We start from the raw sequence: 14,708 nt of genomic DNA on the forward strand, positions 1-14,708 counted from the left end.
CTCAGGGTAGAGCGGAGACCACCTTCTGGTCGATCGCGCCAAAGACACCGCGGCCTTCGGCATCGAGGACCTCCATGCGCACGGTGTCACCGAAACGCATGAAGCCGGAGAGCGGCTTTCCGTGTGTGATCATCTCCAGGGCCCGGCGCTCCGCGATGCAGGCGGAGCCGACGCTGGAATCGGCGTTCGAGACCGTCCCCGAGCCAATCACCGTTCCGGCGCGAAGCCGGCGAGTCGCCGCCGCATGCGCGATGAGCTGGTGGAAGTTGAAGTTCATCTCCCCGCCATTCGGGTGCCCGAACCACTCGCCGTTCCAGCGCACGTTCAAGGGCAGGTGCACACGGCCATCCTTCCAGGCACTCCCGAGCTCATCGGGCGTGACGGCGACGGGCGCGAAGCTGGACGAAGGCTTGGCGTGGAGGAAGCCAAAGCCCTTCTTCATCTCGACGGGGGTGAAGGCGCGAAGGCTGACATCGTTCACCTGGAGCAACAGCTTGATGTGGCCCGCTGCCTGTTCAGCCGTGCAGCCCATGGGCACATCGTCCACCATGATGGCGAACTCGCCCTCGAAGTCGATGCCGTGGGCCTCGCTCGGAAGGGGAACATCGTCCCGGGGTCCGAGGAAGTCGTCCGACGCACCCTGGTACATCAAGGGGACGGTCTCGAAGTCGGGCACGGGAGCGATGCCAAATGCCTTCTCCATGAGCCGGCCATGGTTCAGGAAGGCCGAGCCATCGCACCACTGATAGGCCCGGGGCAGAGGGGCCGCCGCGGCCGTGGGGTCGAAGTCGAACGCGTTGGGCGCGTGACCCGCGTTCAGCGCGTCGTAGAGCGCTCGCAGGGGGGGCTCGACCTGCGCCCAGTTCTCGATGGCGTCCTGCATCGTGGACACGATGGGTCGAGCGTGCACCGCCCGGCCCAGGTCGCGCGAAACGACGACCAACATCCCGTCCCGGGTTCCATTCTTGAGCGTTCCCAGCTTCATGACGGTTCTCCATAAACCGTCGCCAGGAGTCCGAGAAGCCGGTTGTATCGATGCCACCCATCGGCGCCGCCGATGACTGGTATCTCGAAAAGCGTTTTCCCTCGCGCGCTCCAGGTGCGTGATCATCCAGGACGGATGCGGCTCGGAAGCGAGCCTCCTGCATGAAAGGCCAGGACATGAACACCCAGGGGCTGCGTTTCGTCGATCTCTCCGTCACGCTCGAGAACAACGAATACACGGATCCGCCCATGCTCCTGCCGCACATCGAGTACTCGGATCATGTGGAGGGCGCGCAGGAGATGGCCACGATGTTCCCTGGCCTCGACCCCAACGCTCTGCCGGGGCGTGAGGGTTGGGCGGGCGAGCGGATGAAGCTCGTCGCGCACAACGGCACGCACATGGACGCGCCCTGGCACTACGCTTCGACGACGGACGGCGGCAAGCCGGCCTACGGCATCGAGGCGCTGCCACTCGACTGGTGCTTCCGTCCGGGCGTGAAGCTCGACTTCCGAGACAAGCCCAACGGCCATGTCGTCACGGCCGCCGAGGTCGAGGCGGAGCTGAAGCGCATCGGCCATACGCTCCAGCCCCTCGACATCGTGCTCGTGAACACCTCCGCGGCCATGCTCTACGGCAAGCCCGGCTATCTGGAAGCCGGCTGCGGCATGGGTCGCGAGGCCACCCTCTACCTGCTGGAGCGAGGCGTACGCGTGGTCGGCACCGACGCCTGGAGCTGGGATGCGCCGTTCAAGTACACGCGGGAGCGCTTCGCGAAGACCGGCGACGCGTCGATCATCTGGGAGGGCCACAAGGCCGGCCGCGACATCGGCTACGGCCAGATGGAGAAGCTCACCAATCTCGAGCAGCTGCCGCCCTTCGGCTACACCGTCGCCTGCTTCCCCTATAAGATCAAGAATGGCTCGGCCGGCTTCACGCGCGCTGTCGCCATCTTCAGCGGACGGGGTTGAACGGACCGCCAGGTCAACGAATGGAATTGACGCTCACCACTCCCGGGCTCCTCTTCCCAACGATCTCGCTGCTCCTGCTCGCCTATACCAACCGCTTCCTCGCCATCGCCGCGCTGATCCGGAACATGTTCGCGCAGTACAAGACCAACCCGGATCCGGTGCTCCTGCCTCAGATCCAGAATCTGAAGGTCCGGGTCCGGATCATCCGCGACATGCAGTTCCTGGGAGTCACCAGCCTGTTCCTCTGCGTCGTGTGCATGCTCCTGCTCTCCGCGGGAATGCAACGGGCCGGAGAGTATGTCTTCGTCGGCAGCCTCCTGCTGATGCTCGGGTCCCTGGCGCTGTCCATCTGGGAGATCCAGATCTCCATCCGGGCGCTCCAGATCCAACTGAAGGAACTGGACGAGTAGTCGACGCGGCGTAGCCCCTGGACCGCGGGCGGATATCCCCCCACACGGGGGGCATCTACCCCTTGGGTGTCGCACTCTGTTAGAAGATGGAGGGGACACCGTGGACGCCACCTGGATCAACTGCCCTCACTGTGGACTCAAGCATCGGCCCAGGGCCCAAGCGCTCTGTCCGCGCTGCGGACGAACCTCGGCCGCCGGACGCGAAACCGCCGCCGTCGCCGCCTCCTCCGTCCCCAACGCACCCGTGGCCCCTGTCGCCCGCGTCGCGCCGGTCCGTGTCCACGCGCCCGCCCCGGTCGCTCGCGCCCAGGAGTACGTCCCCACCGTGGAGTACATCCCGTCCCTGGAGCCCACGCCGGTCACGGACAGAACTCCCGACTCCGAGCCCACGCCCCAGGCCGCGGCTTCCTCGGGGACGAGCGCCGCGCTTCCGCTCGGCGGCGCCATCCTGCTGCTGAACGCGGTGCTCCACCTGTTCGAGTTCCTGTTCCTGCCGGCGTTCTCCACGGATGCCTCGCTCCGGGCGGCGCAGCTCGCGGGTACGCTCGTCGGCGTGGGGCTCGACACCCTGCTCGGCATCAGCTTCCTCCAGGGCAGCATCCGGTTCCGCACCCTCGCCTTCGTGCGGCTGGTCATCGGCATGTTCCTCTTCGGAGGCATGAGCCTGTATCAAGCGCAGTACCTCTTCACGCTCGTCGTGGTCGCCTTCTCCTGCGGCGTGTTGGTGCTCGTCTGGGGCAAGCCCTCGTCCTTCCTGGCGGGGGCCGGGCTCACCGCCGTGCTGCTCGGCGTGGGCGTCGAGGTCATCGGATTCACCCGGCTCGCCGCCACCCAATCCTTGAGCGAGCGGCTGAAGATCTCCCTCCGGCCGGATCTCGAGGGGCGCCAACTCGGCGTGGATGAGTCGATCGTCGGCGTCCGGCACCCCTACACGCTGCGCGTGCCCTCGGATGGTTGGTTCCGCCGCAAGGCGGACATGGCCCGGCTCTCGGAGGCACACATCGACCTGTGGCTCTCCCAACCGGACCATGGCGCCCACCTGACGGTGTCCGTGCGCGGTTGGAGCGAGGTGCAGGCGGAGGATCTCCGGGAGGCGAGGGAGCTGGAGCTGGGCAACCTGAGGGCGCAGTACCCTGACTTCCAGGAAACGGACAGCTCCGACAATGGCACCGCGCTCGAGGCTCCGAGCGTCGCCACCCTCTCAGGGAGCGCCACCCGTAACGGCAGGCCGTCCCTGTTCGAGGTCTCGCTCTACAGGACGGGGGACAAGCTGCTGCGCGTCATGGCCTTCGCGCCCACGCAGGCCTTCGAGCCGCTGCACCTCGCGGGCGCGACCACGGGGCTCCAGCCAGACTAGCGCGGCTCCCCCTCAGGCTCGGCGAAACCCGTCTCGGGGATTTCCTGGCCCTGCGCCAACCCGGCTATCAGCTTGTCCAGCAGGCGCTTGAGCTCCTGCATCTCAGCGAGCGTCAGGTAGCGGCCCGCCTCGTTGTCCACCCACTGCACCGCCTCGCGCAGCACCGACACCTCCGCCTCCGCGGCCTCGGTCGCCTGCAGACGCACGCAGCGCCGGTTCTCCCCCGCGCAGCGCTTCACCAGCCCGTCATTTTCCAACCGGTCCACCAACCGGCTCACCGCTGGCGCATCCATCAGCAGATGCTCGGCGAGCGCCGCCTGGGTCTGCACATGCTCCTCGGCAATAACCTTGAGGGCCAGGAGTTGGGTAAAGGGCCGGCTCGTCCGCTCGCCGAGACGACGGGCCAAGAGCCGTCGAATGGCGCGACGCACAGAAGCCACTTGCGCTGGAAGGGTCATCTTTCGTAACAATGGTTGCGTTTGACAACGGTTGTCAATCACACTTAATAAGCTGGCCGGACCGGGGGGCAGCCGGTTAGCACAACGCGTCACTCCTGATTCTCCTGGTCCTACCTGGTTATGACCCATCGCCTCGCCCTCCTCCTCCTGTCGCTCGCCGGGGCTCCCGCCCTGGCCGACCAGGATCCGCTCGTGCCGGCACCGGCCCCCTTCCAGCCCCAGGTGGAGGATCCGATGCTCGTTCCCGCCCCCGCCGCCTCCAAGCAGGTGGGGACCTGGGAGGAGGCGCTCGGGCTGGTGCGCGAGCGCTCCACGGATCTCCGTATCGCCGAGGCCAACGTCCAACGCGCCGAGGGCCGGTGGCGCCAGGCCCTGTCGGTGCTGCTGCCCAACGCCCGCGTGTCGGCGGGTGTCGCCTACGATCTCCTCAATCCCGACAGCGCCGTGACCCTCACGGGAGCCCCGATCGCCGCGCAGCCCGGCGCCGCCCGCCAGCCCACCGTGCCGCTGGCCAGCGGGGCGGTGTCGCTGTCGCAGTCGATCGTGGACTTCGGCGCCTGGCGCGGGCTGTCGTCGGCCTCCGCGGCCGAGGACAGCGCCCGGGCGAACCTCCAGGACATCCAGCGCCGCCTCACCCTGTCGCTGGCGCGGACGCTGGTGGCCACCGTGGCGGCCGAGCGGGCCGCGGAGCTCAACCGCGTGGGCCTGCGCCGGGCCCTCGAGCGCGCCGCGCTCGCCCAGCGCTCCTTCGAGCTGGGCGCGGGGACCCAACTGGACGTGGTGCGCGTGCGCCAGGACGTCGAGATCGCCCGGCAGTCGCTCGTCTCCGGTGACGAGCAACTGCACCGCGCTCGCGAGGCCCTGGGCCTGTCGCTGGGCCATCCCGAGGAGGTCGGTGTGAGTCCGTCCTTCAACCTCCAGGGACTGGTGGACCAGACCCGCGCCACCTGCACGCCGCTGAAGGCCCTGAGCGAGCGGCCGGACCTGGAGTCCGCGCGCACCCAACTGGAGTCGGCCCGCGAGAGCAGGCGCCAGGCGTCCGCCGGCTACCTGCCCACGCTCGGCCTCAACAGCACCCTCAATGCCCTCACCACCGAGCCCGGCCCCGGGAGGTTCTCCACCTGGAGCATCGCCGCCGTGCTGTCGGTGCCCATCTGGGAGGGAGGCCTTCGGGGAGGACTGGTGCGCGAGCGCGCGGGCATCGAGCAACAGGCGGCCGAGACGCTCGAGCGGACCCGGCGTGATGTGACGGTGGAAGTGGCGCGTGCCCAGCGCAACGTGAGCGTGGCCGAGTCGCTGGTGAAGACGGCGGCCGCGTCCCTGGATCTGGCCGCGAAGACCGACCAGCTCACCCGCCGCGCCTTCGAGGTGGGCCGCGGCAGCAGCCTCGAGTTGGTCCAGAGCGGTGCGGCCCTGCGGCAGGCCGAGTTGTCGTTGGCGCTGCGTGAATTCGAGCTCGTCCAGGCGCGCCTGGACGCATTTCTGACGGAGGCCCGGTGCGACTGGTAAAGAGGGTACGCCCCCTGAAGGCGATTGTGGTGGGACTGTGGGGCGCAGCGCTGGTGGCGGGCGCCTCGGGTTGTGGGAACAAGCCGGCGGCCAAGGCGCCTCCGCCTCCTCGTGAGATCGAGGTGGTGCAGCTCGCCCCTGGCGAGGTGCGTGATACGGGCGAGTACCTCGGGACGCTGATGTCGCGACAGAGCGTCACGGTGCTGCCCCAGGTGGCCGGTTACGTGCGCCGCATCCACGTGCGCCCGGGCCAGAAGGTGGAGGCGGGAGCTCCGCTCCTCGACGTGGACTCGCGCGAGGAGACCGCGGCGCTCGAGAGCGCCAAGGCCCAGCGCACGTCCGCGCAGGTGAACCTGGAGCAGGCGCGCCGCACGCTGGCCCGCATCGAGTCCCTCTACAAGGAGGGTCTGGCGAGCGCCCAGGAGCTGGAGCAGTCGCGGGCCCAGGTGGAGGCGCTCGAGGCATCCACGCGCGCCGCCGCCGCCCAGGAGGCCCAGCGCGAGGTCATGCTGCAGTTCCACTCGGTGCGCGCCCCCTTCGCCGGCACCGTGGGCGACGTGCTGGTGCGCCTGGGTGACTTCGTGAGCGCCACCACGCCGCTGACCAGCATTGCCCAGGCCGACGTGCTCGAGGTGAGCGTGTCGGTGCCCGCCGAGCGCGCCCGCACGCTGCGTCCGGAGACGCCGCTCGAGGTGCTCGACTCGGACGGGAAGGTGCTCATCACCAGCCCCGTCTTCTTCATCGCGCCCCAGGCGGATCCGCGCACCCAGCTGGTGGAGGTCAAGGCCGCCTTCCGCAACACCGTGGGCCTGCGCCCCAGCGAGCTGGTGCGCGCGCGCCTCGTCTACTCCACGCGCAACGCGCTGCAGCTCCCCGCGCTCGCGGTGGTGCGACAGAGCGGCCAGCCCTTCGCCCTGGTGGTGACGGACAAGAGTGGGCAGTCGGTGGTGGAGCGCCGCCCCATCAAGCTCGGGGCGCTCGGAGAGATGGCCTACGTGGTGGAGGGCGGACTGAAGGAGGGCGATCAGGTGGCCGTCACGTCGCTGCAGGCGCTGCGTGACGGAGCGCCGGTGAAGGTGAAGGGCTCGTCCGTTTCCGCTCCCATCCAGGCTGGAGCGGCGGCGGGCACCGCTGGCGGTGGAGCCGCCGGGGGTAGCCGTTAGCCATTGGCAGAACCGGGCGCCTCGGGGAGGGGTGGGCGCCCGGCCACAGCAGAGAGAATGAGGGCGCCAACGCCGTGTTCGTCGATTTCTTCATCCGCAGACCCGTCTTCGCCGCCGTCTGCTCCATCTTGCTGACGCTGGTGGGGTTGATCGCCATTCCCACCCTTCCCATTGCCCAGTACCCGGATCTCGCGCCGCCCCAGGTGACCGTCACCGGCACCTACGTGGGCGCGAGCGCCGAGGTCGTGGAGAGCGCCGTCACCATCCCGCTCGAGCAGGAGCTCAACGGCGTGGAGGGCATGCGCTACATCACCTCCACCAGCAGCAACGACGGTACGAGCCAGATCACCGTCACCTTCGAGCCCACGCGCGACATCGAAGTGGCCGCCGTGGACGTGCAGAACCGCGTGAGCCGTGCCGCCGCGCGCCTGCCCTCCCAGGTGAACCAGACGGGCATCGTCGTGAACAAGGCCTCCAGCCAGATGCTGCTGACGCTCGGCCTGTCCAGCCCCGACAACCGCTACGACGCGCAGTTCCTGAGCAACTACGCCGACGTGAACCTGAAGGACGCCATCAAGCGCGTGCGCGGCGTGGGTGACGTGCGCATCTTCGGCGAGCGCAAGTTCTCCATGCGCCTGTGGCTCAACCCCACCGAGCTCGCGCGCCGCAACCTCACCCCCCAGGACGTGGTGCGGGCGCTGCAGGAGCAGAACCTCCAGGTGGCCGCGGGCCAGGTGGGCCAGCCCCCCTCGAGCACCGAGCAGCCCTACCAGATCGCCGTGCGCGCGCGCGGCCGGCTCGTCGAGCCCGAGGAGTTCGGGGAAATCGTCCTGATGCGCAACAACGACGGAAAGCTCGTGCGTGTGAAGGACGTGGGCCGCGTGGAGCTCGGCGCGGAGAACTACGGAACGCTGCTGCGCTTCAATGGGAAGACGGGCGTGGGCCTCGCCATCATGCAGCTGCCCACCGCCAACGCGCTCGACGTGCGTGACGGCGTCATCAAGGAGATGGACCGGCTCGCCAAGCAGTTCCCGCCGGGGCTCGAGTACGCGCTGGGCAATGACACCACGCTCGCGGTGCGCGCCTCCGTCAAGGAGGTGGTGCGGACGCTGGTGGAAGCCATCGTGCTCGTCATCCTCGTCATCTTCCTGTTCCTGCACGGCTGGCGCAGCGTGCTCATCACCGCCCTCACCCTCCCCGTCTCGCTGGTGGGTACCTTCGCCTTCGTCTACCTGATGGGCTTCTCCATCAACACGCTCACCCTGTTCGGCCTGACACTGGCCACGGGTCTCGTGGTGGACGACGCCATCGTGGTCATCGAGAACATCGAGCGCTTGATGGTCGAGAAGCACCTGTCGGCCATGCAGGCGGCGCGCGAGGGCATGAAGGAGGTGGCCGGCGCGGTGGTGGCCATCTCCATCGTGCTGGTGGCGGTGTTCATCCCCGTGGCGCTCTTCCCCGGGACCACGGGCTCCATCTACCGTCAGTTCGCGCTGACCATCGCCGCGTCGGTGGCCCTGTCCACCTTCTGCGCCCTCACCCTGACGCCCGCCCTGAGCGCGCGGCTGCTCAAGCACCACCACGGGGAGAAGTGGATCTTCTTCCGCTGGATGGACCGGGCGATCGACTGGACGAAGGACACCTACGGGCGGGGGCTGCGCGTGCTGCTGAAGTACCCCCTGGTGATCCTCGGGGCCTTCCTCCTGTGCATTGGTGGAACGGTGCTGCTCTTCCGCGCGGCGCCCACGGGCTTCATCCCCGACGAGGACCAGGGCTACATCATCATCTCCGTGCAGGGGCCCGAGGGCATGTCGCTCACGCAGACGGAGAAGGTGCTCGCCCAGATAGAGGAGGTGCTGAAGGCCCAGCCCGAGGTGGTCACCATGTTCGCCATCGGCGGGTTCTCCTTCCAGGGAACCGGGCCCAACTACGCCACCATCTTCACGCCCCTCAAGCCGTGGGAGGAGCGGCTCAAGCCGGAGCAGTCCGTGGCGGCGCTGGTGGAGCGGCTGCGCGGACCGCTCGGCGCCATTGGTGGCGCCCGGGTGATGCCGCTGCAGCCCCCCGCCATCCGTGGCGTGGGCAGCGTGGGTGGCTTCCAGTTCATCGTCGAGGACATCGCGGGTACCCGCTCCCTGGACGAGGTGGCGTCGGCCGTCCAGGAGGTGGTGGCGAACGGCAACCAGGAGAGCCGGCTGCGCGGCGTCTACTCCACCTTCAACGCGGACACGCCGCTACTGGACGTCGAGGTGGATCGCCAGAAGGCCAAGGCGCTGGGCATCCCCATCGAGCAGGTGTTCGGCACGATGCAGCTCTACATGGGCAGCCAGTACGTCAACGACTTCAACTACGCGAACCGCACCTACCGCGTCTATGTCCAGGCCGAGCAGCAGTACCGCGACACCCCGCAGGACATCGGAGCCTTCTACGTGCGCAGCGACGGCGGCTCGATGATTCCCCTGGAGTCGCTGGTGAAGGTGACGCCCACCGCGTCCGCCCAGGTCATCCGGCACTACAACCTCTTCCGGGCCGCGGAGGTCAACGGCCAGGCCGCTCCGGGTGTCTCCTCCGGTCAGGCGCTGGAGGCCATGGAGCAGATCGCCGCGCAGGTGCTCCCCCAGGGCATGAGCTCGGAGTGGACGGGTATCAGCCTCGAGCAGAAGGAGAGCGGCGGCCAGACGATGATCATCTTCGCCCTGGGCCTGCTGTTCGTCTTCCTGGTGCTCGCGGCCCAGTACGAGAGCTTCACCCTGCCCTTCGTGATCATCCTGTCGGTGCCGCTGGCCATCATGGGCGCCCTGGGACTGCAGATGGCCCGTGGCTACGCCAACGACGTCTTCTGCCAGATCGGACTGGTGATGCTGGTGGGTCTGGCCAGCAAGAACGCCATCCTCATCGTGGAGTTCGCCGAGCAGCTGCGCGAGAGCGGCAAGAGCGCCGTGGACGCGGTGGTGGAGGCCGCCGAGGTGCGCCTGCGGCCCATCCTGATGACGTCCATCGCGTTCCTCCTGGGCGTGGTGCCGCTGATGCTGGCGAAGGGCGCCGGCGCCGCCGCGCGCAACTCGTTGGGCACGGCCGTCTTCGGAGGCATGCTCGTGTCCACCGTGGTCAACTTCGTCTTCATCCCCGGCCTGTACGTGCTGATGCAGCGGCTGCGGGGTGAGGCGAAGCGCTCGCATGAGGAGCCCCCACCGGAGCCCATCGCGCCCGCCCCGGCGCAGTGAGCCCGGGGAGCGTGACTCCTCCCTGGCAAGAAGGCCCTGGAGCTGGCTCGAACCGCTCCAGGGCCTTCGCTTTTTTCGGGGGGGCCTCATCGCGAGGCGTCAGGGCGAATACAGCTCTGCATCAAGGGAGGCGACTCCCTGTAGGCAGTGTGGCCGGGGCGTGAGCGACCACGAAACGTAGGCCGCTACCCCGAGACCAGCAGCCGGATTCCGTAAGCCACCAGCACCAGTGCGAGCACCCGGCGGATGAGCGGCTCCCTCCGGGTGTACGCCCGCCGGACGTGCCCGGTGGACAGGCCCCACCCCAGCGTCCCGTACCACGCCATGGCGATCGTCACGATGCCCGCCCCTGCCGCCACGCGCACCCACAGGGGAACGCCCGGCGCCACGGTGGGAGCGAGAATGCTCAGATAGAACGGCATCGTGTTCGGATTGGACAGGCTGGCGAACAGCCCGCTGCGAAACGGCCGGTCTTCCTCCCCCGCCAACGCCCGCTCCACGGAAGCCATCTCCGGAGCCACGGACGGAGCAGCCTCGGTAGCCCGTGCGACCGCACGCGCGGAGCGCAGTCCCTTCACGCCCAGGTAGAGCAGGTACAGCCCGCCCACGTAGCGCACGGCACGCATCCCTCCCGGGAGCTGCTGCAAGAGCACGGCGACACCACCCAGGGTGACGCAGAGCCACACCACGTTCCCCAGGGCAATCCCCAGCACGGCCCAGGCCGCGTGCCGGCGCGTGGCGGACAGCGCCAGTCGCGTGACGATGAACGTGTTCGGCCCGGGCGTGATGACCGCGAGCAGATACAGGCCGAAGATGGAGGCGAGCAGAGGGAGCGGCGGGGTCATAGCGGCGGCCTCGGCCTATCACCCGGCGACACACGGGCACAACCCGGCATGCGCCCCAGGCTCAGCCGGCGCGTGAGGACTTGCTCCGGCGCGAGGTGGCCGGGACGTCCTCCCCCGTCACCGCCCGGGCAATCCGCTCCGCGTCCGCGGTGGCGATGCCGAGCGAGGCGAAGACGCCGCTGACGAAGAGGCTGGCCACTCCCTGCGCCAGGGCGCGACCTCGCAGTTGCTCCACCAGCGGATGCGCGGCGGGGAGGGCCGCTCCCGAGCGGACCAGCGCCGCCAGCTCCGGCCAGAACGTCTCCATCGAGCCCTTGAGTGCCTCCGGCGCCTCTGCATCCGACGTCGTCGACGTGTAGTCGATGTACGCGGGATCCGTCGCGACGCGGTGGAGCGCCGGGTTCTCCGCCGCCCAGCAGATGTAGGCCACTCCCGAGCGACGGAACGCCTCGCGTGGATCGCTGCTCCCCCCCGCCGCCGCCACGAGCGCCTCAGCGAGTCGCCGGTTCCCCTCCTCGGCGATCGCACGTAACAGCGCCTGCCGGTCCGCGAAGTGCTTGTAGGGGGCGGCGGAGGACACACCCACGCGGCGGCCCACCTCGGCCACGGTGAGCGCATCCACGCCTTCCTCCTGGATGAGCTCGATGCTCGCATCCACCAGTGCGCGCTTGAGGTCTCCGTGGTGGTAGGGGCGCGTTCGCGTCTTTCGGGTCATGTGGGTCACCGGATTGAAACGGAAACGAAGCCCGTTGCAAAGTAAGTGAGAATAACTTACTTAGGATTCCGGCGCAGGTCCACCCTTTCGAGGTGCAGTCGATGAGCAACCAGAACGCCGTGAGCCCCTTGTTGCGGTCCCTCTCCCGCCCCCACGGCTTCGAGCCGCTGCGGGTCGAGGGACGGATTCCCGAGTCGCTCCGGGGCACGCTCTTCCGGGCCGGACCGGGCCTCTTCGAGCGCTTCGGCGCGAGCCTCTCGCACGCCTTCGAGGCGGATGGTGCGGTTACCGCGGTGCGCTTCGATGGCGGTGGCGCGCAGGGGGCCTGCCGGATCGTCGAGAGCGCCGGCTACCGCCAGGAGGAGGCCGCGGGACGGTTCCTCTTCAACTCGGCGGCGTCGTGGCTCGATCGCATGCGCGCCGCTCGTAAGGGAACGGCGAAGAGCACCGGGAACACCTCGACCTTCTTGTGGCAGGACCGGCTCTTCGCGCTGATGGAGGGCGGGCTGTTGCAGGAGATGGACCCGGGCACGCTGGACACGCTCGAGGCCACCGACCTGGGCGTGGTTTCGGGCGCCTTCTCCGCGCACCCGCACCGCGTCGCCTCGCTCCGGACGACCTTCAACTTCGGCGTGCGCTACGGCCCGAAGATGCTCATCGACCTCTACGCCCTCCCCGATGAGGGAGCCGCTTCGAAGCTCGGTACCATCGAAGCGCCCTGGCAGAGCATGTTGCACGACTTCATCGCGACCGAGCGGCACCTCATCCTCTTCGTGGGGCCGGTGAAGCTGAACCTCCTGCGCGCCATGCTCGGCCTCGCCGACTTCACGAAGCTCTTCCAGTGGAAGCCCGAGCTCGGGGCGCGGCTCATCGTCGTCCCGCTGGATGACATCCAGGCGGCACGAACCTTCGAGCTCGATGCCTTCTGGACCTGGCACTTCGCGAACGCCTTCGAGGAGGGTGACGGCCCGTGCGTCGACCTGTGCCGCTACCCCGAGTTCTCGCTCGGCGACATCGGCGAGCTCGAGGAGAGCGGACCGCCCCCGCTGCTGACGCGCCTGCACCTCGACATGAAGACGGGAAGGACACGGGAGACGAAGCTCTTCGACGTCCCCTGCGAGTTCCCGCAGCTGCACCCACGGGTGCACGGAGCGCGTTACGGCACCCTCTTCGCGCAGACCGAGCGCCGCGGCACGGACCGGAAGTACCCGGGGATCACGCGCATCGAGCTCGAGCGAGGGGGCTCCGCGGAGTGGGCCGTGCCCACCGGACACGTCCCGAGCGAGCCCGTGCTCGTGCCGCGTGGGGAGGCGGAGGACGACGCCTTCGTGCTCGACCTCGTCTATGATGGGACGAGCGACCATTCCTACGTCGCGGTCCTGGACGGGCAGCACCTCGAGGACGGCCCCCTGGCGACCGTCCACTTCGACCACGCCATCCCCGTCACGTTCCACGGCGGCTTCTCCGCCGCACGTTGAGAGCACCCCGACAGGCCCAGGGCCTCGACCGGGGTGCTCCCCACCGTGCCCGACCCCTCAGTTGCGGGTCAGCATCACGTCCGTGCGGCCATCCCCGGTGAAATCACCGAAGCCCAGGCGGGAGAGCAAGTACCCGGAGGAGTTGAGCTGGGACCACCCGCTCGAGCCCGAGTAGGACACCCACCAGCGCGCGCCGTCGGCGCGGAAGATGTCCGTCCTACCGTCCCCGTTGAAGTCGCCGAAGGCCAGACTCCCCAGCGTGTACTCGGAGGCGTTGAGCTGGGACCACGTGCCCGAGCCCGAGTAGGACACCCAGAATCGCGAGCCGTCCGCACGGAAGATGTCCGTCCTGCCATCCCCATTGAAGTCACCGAAGCGCAGGCTGCTCAGTGTGTACTCGGAGGAGTTGAGCTGCGTCCACGCGCCCGTTCCCGAGTAGGACACCCAGAATCGCGAGCCGTCCGCGCGGAAGATGTCCGCCCTGCCATCCCCGTTGAAGTCGCCGAAGCGCAGGCTGCCCAGCGTGTACCCGGAGGCGTTGAGCTGCGTCCACGTGCCCGTCCCCGAGTAGGACACCCAGAATCTCGAGCCGTCCGCGCGGAAGACGTCCGTCTTCCCATCCCCGTTGAAATCGCCGAAGCCCAGGCTCCCCAGCGTGTACTCGGAGGCGTTGATCAGCGTCCACGCGCCCGTTCCCGAGTAGGACACCCACCAGCGCCAGCCGTCCGCGCGGAAGACGTCTGTCTTCCCATCCCCATTGAAGTCATACAGGCGCAGGTCGGGCAGGTTGTAGTCGGAGGCGTTGAGGCTCTGCCAGAGGCCCGAGCCCCCGGAGGACATCTGCCACCCGAGGTAGTAGGCGCGCAGGCCGAGGATGTCCGTGCCGCTGAGCGCGCCGTTCCCGTTCCACTGCGGATTGCAGTAGTTCATCACCGAGCTCAGGTCCCACGAGCCAATCATGATGTCTCCATCCGAGCCCTGCTCCTGGTCGCACCAGCTCGGGGTGTCCGGCCGGTTCTGCTCGTGGGCGAAGCCCAGGGCATGGCCGAACTCATGGACGGCGATCTTGCGAATGCATCCCTGGCGATCCTGCTGGCAGCTGGGGCTCCAGTTGGCGAAGGTGAAGTTGAGCACCATTCCGTTCGTCACCCCGTCCAACGAATCCCCCAGTCCCTTGGTGTGGGGGCCCTCGTCGCTGATGCGGATGCGGATGCCGCCAGAGCTGGAGCCGCAGGTCCCCCAACCCGTGAAGTCCACGTCGGAGTTGGCCTCCCACGTGTTGGCCACGGCCAGGCGGACGATGTCGCGGTCGGCCACGCTCCCCGCCCCCGGGTTCTCCCAGCACACGGGGATGGAGAGAGTGCTCCAGATGCTGCCGCGATCCACGTACAGGGAGTCCCCCGTCTGCCCGAGGGCCGTGGCCGTCTCGCTCCCGGGGAGCGCTTCCTCCGGCTGGGGTCCGCACCCCCACAGGGTGCACGCCATCGAGGCCGCACCCAACCAACGCATCATCGACCTGCCACGGAGGAGGGAAATCTTCGAATCGCTGCGCATGGAGTCCTTCTTTCAGGAGAGAGCTCCCCACCGGGGGAACCC

Annotated in this window: 12 protein-coding genes; 7 read left to right on the forward strand and 5 right to left on the reverse strand. The window is 68.6% G+C overall.

Going from position 1 to position 14,708, the window contains the following annotated elements; translation table 11 throughout:
- Position 1: 1 nt before the first annotated feature.
- On the reverse strand, positions 2 to 985 hold the full coding sequence (locus JQX13_RS43530) for a fumarylacetoacetate hydrolase family protein (RefSeq protein WP_203405298.1): 984 nt from the start codon (positions 983 to 985) through the stop codon (positions 2 to 4).
- A 161-nt stretch (positions 986 to 1,146) separates the two neighbouring features.
- Here JQX13_RS43530 and JQX13_RS43535 point away from each other — a divergent pair, with 161 nt between their 5' ends.
- From JQX13_RS43535 to JQX13_RS43545, 3 genes are all read left to right on the forward strand, one after another.
- Entirely contained in the window at positions 1,147 to 1,953 is an 807-nt protein-coding gene (locus tag JQX13_RS43535) for a cyclase family protein (RefSeq protein ID WP_239014208.1), read from the forward strand.
- Between the two features lie 20 nt (positions 1,954 to 1,973).
- Positions 1,974 to 2,363: a DUF2721 domain-containing protein gene (locus tag JQX13_RS43540; RefSeq protein WP_203405299.1), complete on the forward strand. Its 390-nt coding sequence runs from the start codon at positions 1,974 to 1,976 to the stop codon at positions 2,361 to 2,363.
- Positions 2,364 to 2,463: 100 nt separating this feature from the next.
- Positions 2,464 to 3,720: a hypothetical protein gene (locus tag JQX13_RS43545; protein ID WP_203405300.1), complete on the forward strand. Its 1,257-nt coding sequence runs from the start codon at positions 2,464 to 2,466 to the stop codon at positions 3,718 to 3,720.
- Here JQX13_RS43545 and JQX13_RS43550 read toward each other — a convergent pair.
- The gene (locus JQX13_RS43550; protein ID WP_239014209.1) at positions 3,717 to 4,127 is read right to left on the reverse strand and encodes a MarR family winged helix-turn-helix transcriptional regulator; all 411 of its coding nucleotides are present in this window, start codon (positions 4,125 to 4,127) and stop codon (positions 3,717 to 3,719) included. The genes JQX13_RS43545 and JQX13_RS43550 overlap by 4 nt on opposite strands.
- 171 nt (positions 4,128 to 4,298) lie before the next feature.
- Between JQX13_RS43550 and JQX13_RS43555 the strand changes: the two genes are divergently transcribed.
- The 3 genes from JQX13_RS43555 (at position 4,299) to JQX13_RS43565 (ending at position 10,074) form a co-directional block, all read left to right on the forward strand.
- Positions 4,299 to 5,687, forward strand: a complete 1,389-nt coding sequence (locus JQX13_RS43555; RefSeq protein WP_203405302.1) for a TolC family protein — start codon at positions 4,299 to 4,301, stop codon at positions 5,685 to 5,687.
- The gene (locus JQX13_RS43560) at positions 5,675 to 6,850 is read left to right on the forward strand and encodes an efflux RND transporter periplasmic adaptor subunit (protein ID WP_203405303.1); all 1,176 of its coding nucleotides are present in this window, start codon (positions 5,675 to 5,677) and stop codon (positions 6,848 to 6,850) included. Before JQX13_RS43555 ends, JQX13_RS43560 begins: the two co-directional genes overlap by 13 nt.
- A gap of 74 nt (positions 6,851 to 6,924) precedes the next feature.
- Positions 6,925 to 10,074, forward strand: a complete 3,150-nt coding sequence (locus JQX13_RS43565) for an efflux RND transporter permease subunit (RefSeq protein WP_203405304.1) — start codon at positions 6,925 to 6,927, stop codon at positions 10,072 to 10,074.
- 185 nt (positions 10,075 to 10,259) lie between these two features.
- On the opposite strand, the gene JQX13_RS43570 is transcribed toward JQX13_RS43565, so the two are convergent.
- Together JQX13_RS43570 and JQX13_RS43575 are read right to left on the reverse strand one after the other, a co-directional pair.
- Entirely contained in the window at positions 10,260 to 10,919 is a 660-nt protein-coding gene (locus tag JQX13_RS43570) for a LysE family translocator (RefSeq protein ID WP_203405305.1), read from the reverse strand.
- Positions 10,920 to 10,980: 61 nt separating this feature from the next.
- On the reverse strand, positions 10,981 to 11,634 hold the full coding sequence (locus JQX13_RS43575) for a TetR/AcrR family transcriptional regulator (protein ID WP_203405306.1): 654 nt from the start codon (positions 11,632 to 11,634) through the stop codon (positions 10,981 to 10,983).
- 101 nt (positions 11,635 to 11,735) lie between these two features.
- Here JQX13_RS43575 and JQX13_RS43580 point away from each other — a divergent pair, with 101 nt between their 5' ends.
- Positions 11,736 to 13,112: a carotenoid oxygenase family protein gene (locus JQX13_RS43580; RefSeq protein ID WP_203405307.1), complete on the forward strand. Its 1,377-nt coding sequence runs from the start codon at positions 11,736 to 11,738 to the stop codon at positions 13,110 to 13,112.
- A gap of 57 nt (positions 13,113 to 13,169) precedes the next feature.
- Here JQX13_RS43580 and JQX13_RS43585 read toward each other — a convergent pair whose 3' ends face one another.
- Positions 13,170 to 14,666 (reverse strand): FG-GAP-like repeat-containing protein, encoded by a 1,497-nt coding sequence (locus JQX13_RS43585; protein WP_203405308.1) that lies wholly within the window; start codon positions 14,664 to 14,666, stop codon positions 13,170 to 13,172.
- Between the last annotated feature and the right edge of the window lie 42 nt (positions 14,667 to 14,708).

The organism is Archangium violaceum (assembly GCF_016859125.1).
Lineage (GTDB): Bacteria > Myxococcota > Myxococcia > Myxococcales > Myxococcaceae > Archangium > Archangium violaceum_A.

Coding starts and splice junctions, on each gene's coding strand:
- JQX13_RS43530 (WP_203405298.1), bottom strand. CDS start 985: ATGAAGCTGGGAACGCTCAAGAATGGAACCCGGGACGGGATGTTGGTC.
- JQX13_RS43535 (WP_239014208.1), top strand. CDS start 1,147: ATGAAAGGCCAGGACATGAACACCCAGGGGCTGCGTTTCGTCGATCTC.
- JQX13_RS43540 (WP_203405299.1), top strand. CDS start 1,974: ATGGAATTGACGCTCACCACTCCCGGGCTCCTCTTCCCAACGATCTCG.
- JQX13_RS43555 (WP_203405302.1), top strand. CDS start 4,299: ATGACCCATCGCCTCGCCCTCCTCCTCCTGTCGCTCGCCGGGGCTCCC.
- JQX13_RS43570 (WP_203405305.1), bottom strand. CDS start 10,919: ATGACCCCGCCGCTCCCTCTGCTCGCCTCCATCTTCGGCCTGTATCTG.
- JQX13_RS43575 (WP_203405306.1), bottom strand. CDS start 11,634: ATGACCCGAAAGACGCGAACGCGCCCCTACCACCACGGAGACCTCAAG.
- JQX13_RS43580 (WP_203405307.1), top strand. CDS start 11,736: ATGAGCAACCAGAACGCCGTGAGCCCCTTGTTGCGGTCCCTCTCCCGC.
- JQX13_RS43585 (WP_203405308.1), bottom strand. CDS start 14,666: ATGCGCAGCGATTCGAAGATTTCCCTCCTCCGTGGCAGGTCGATGATG.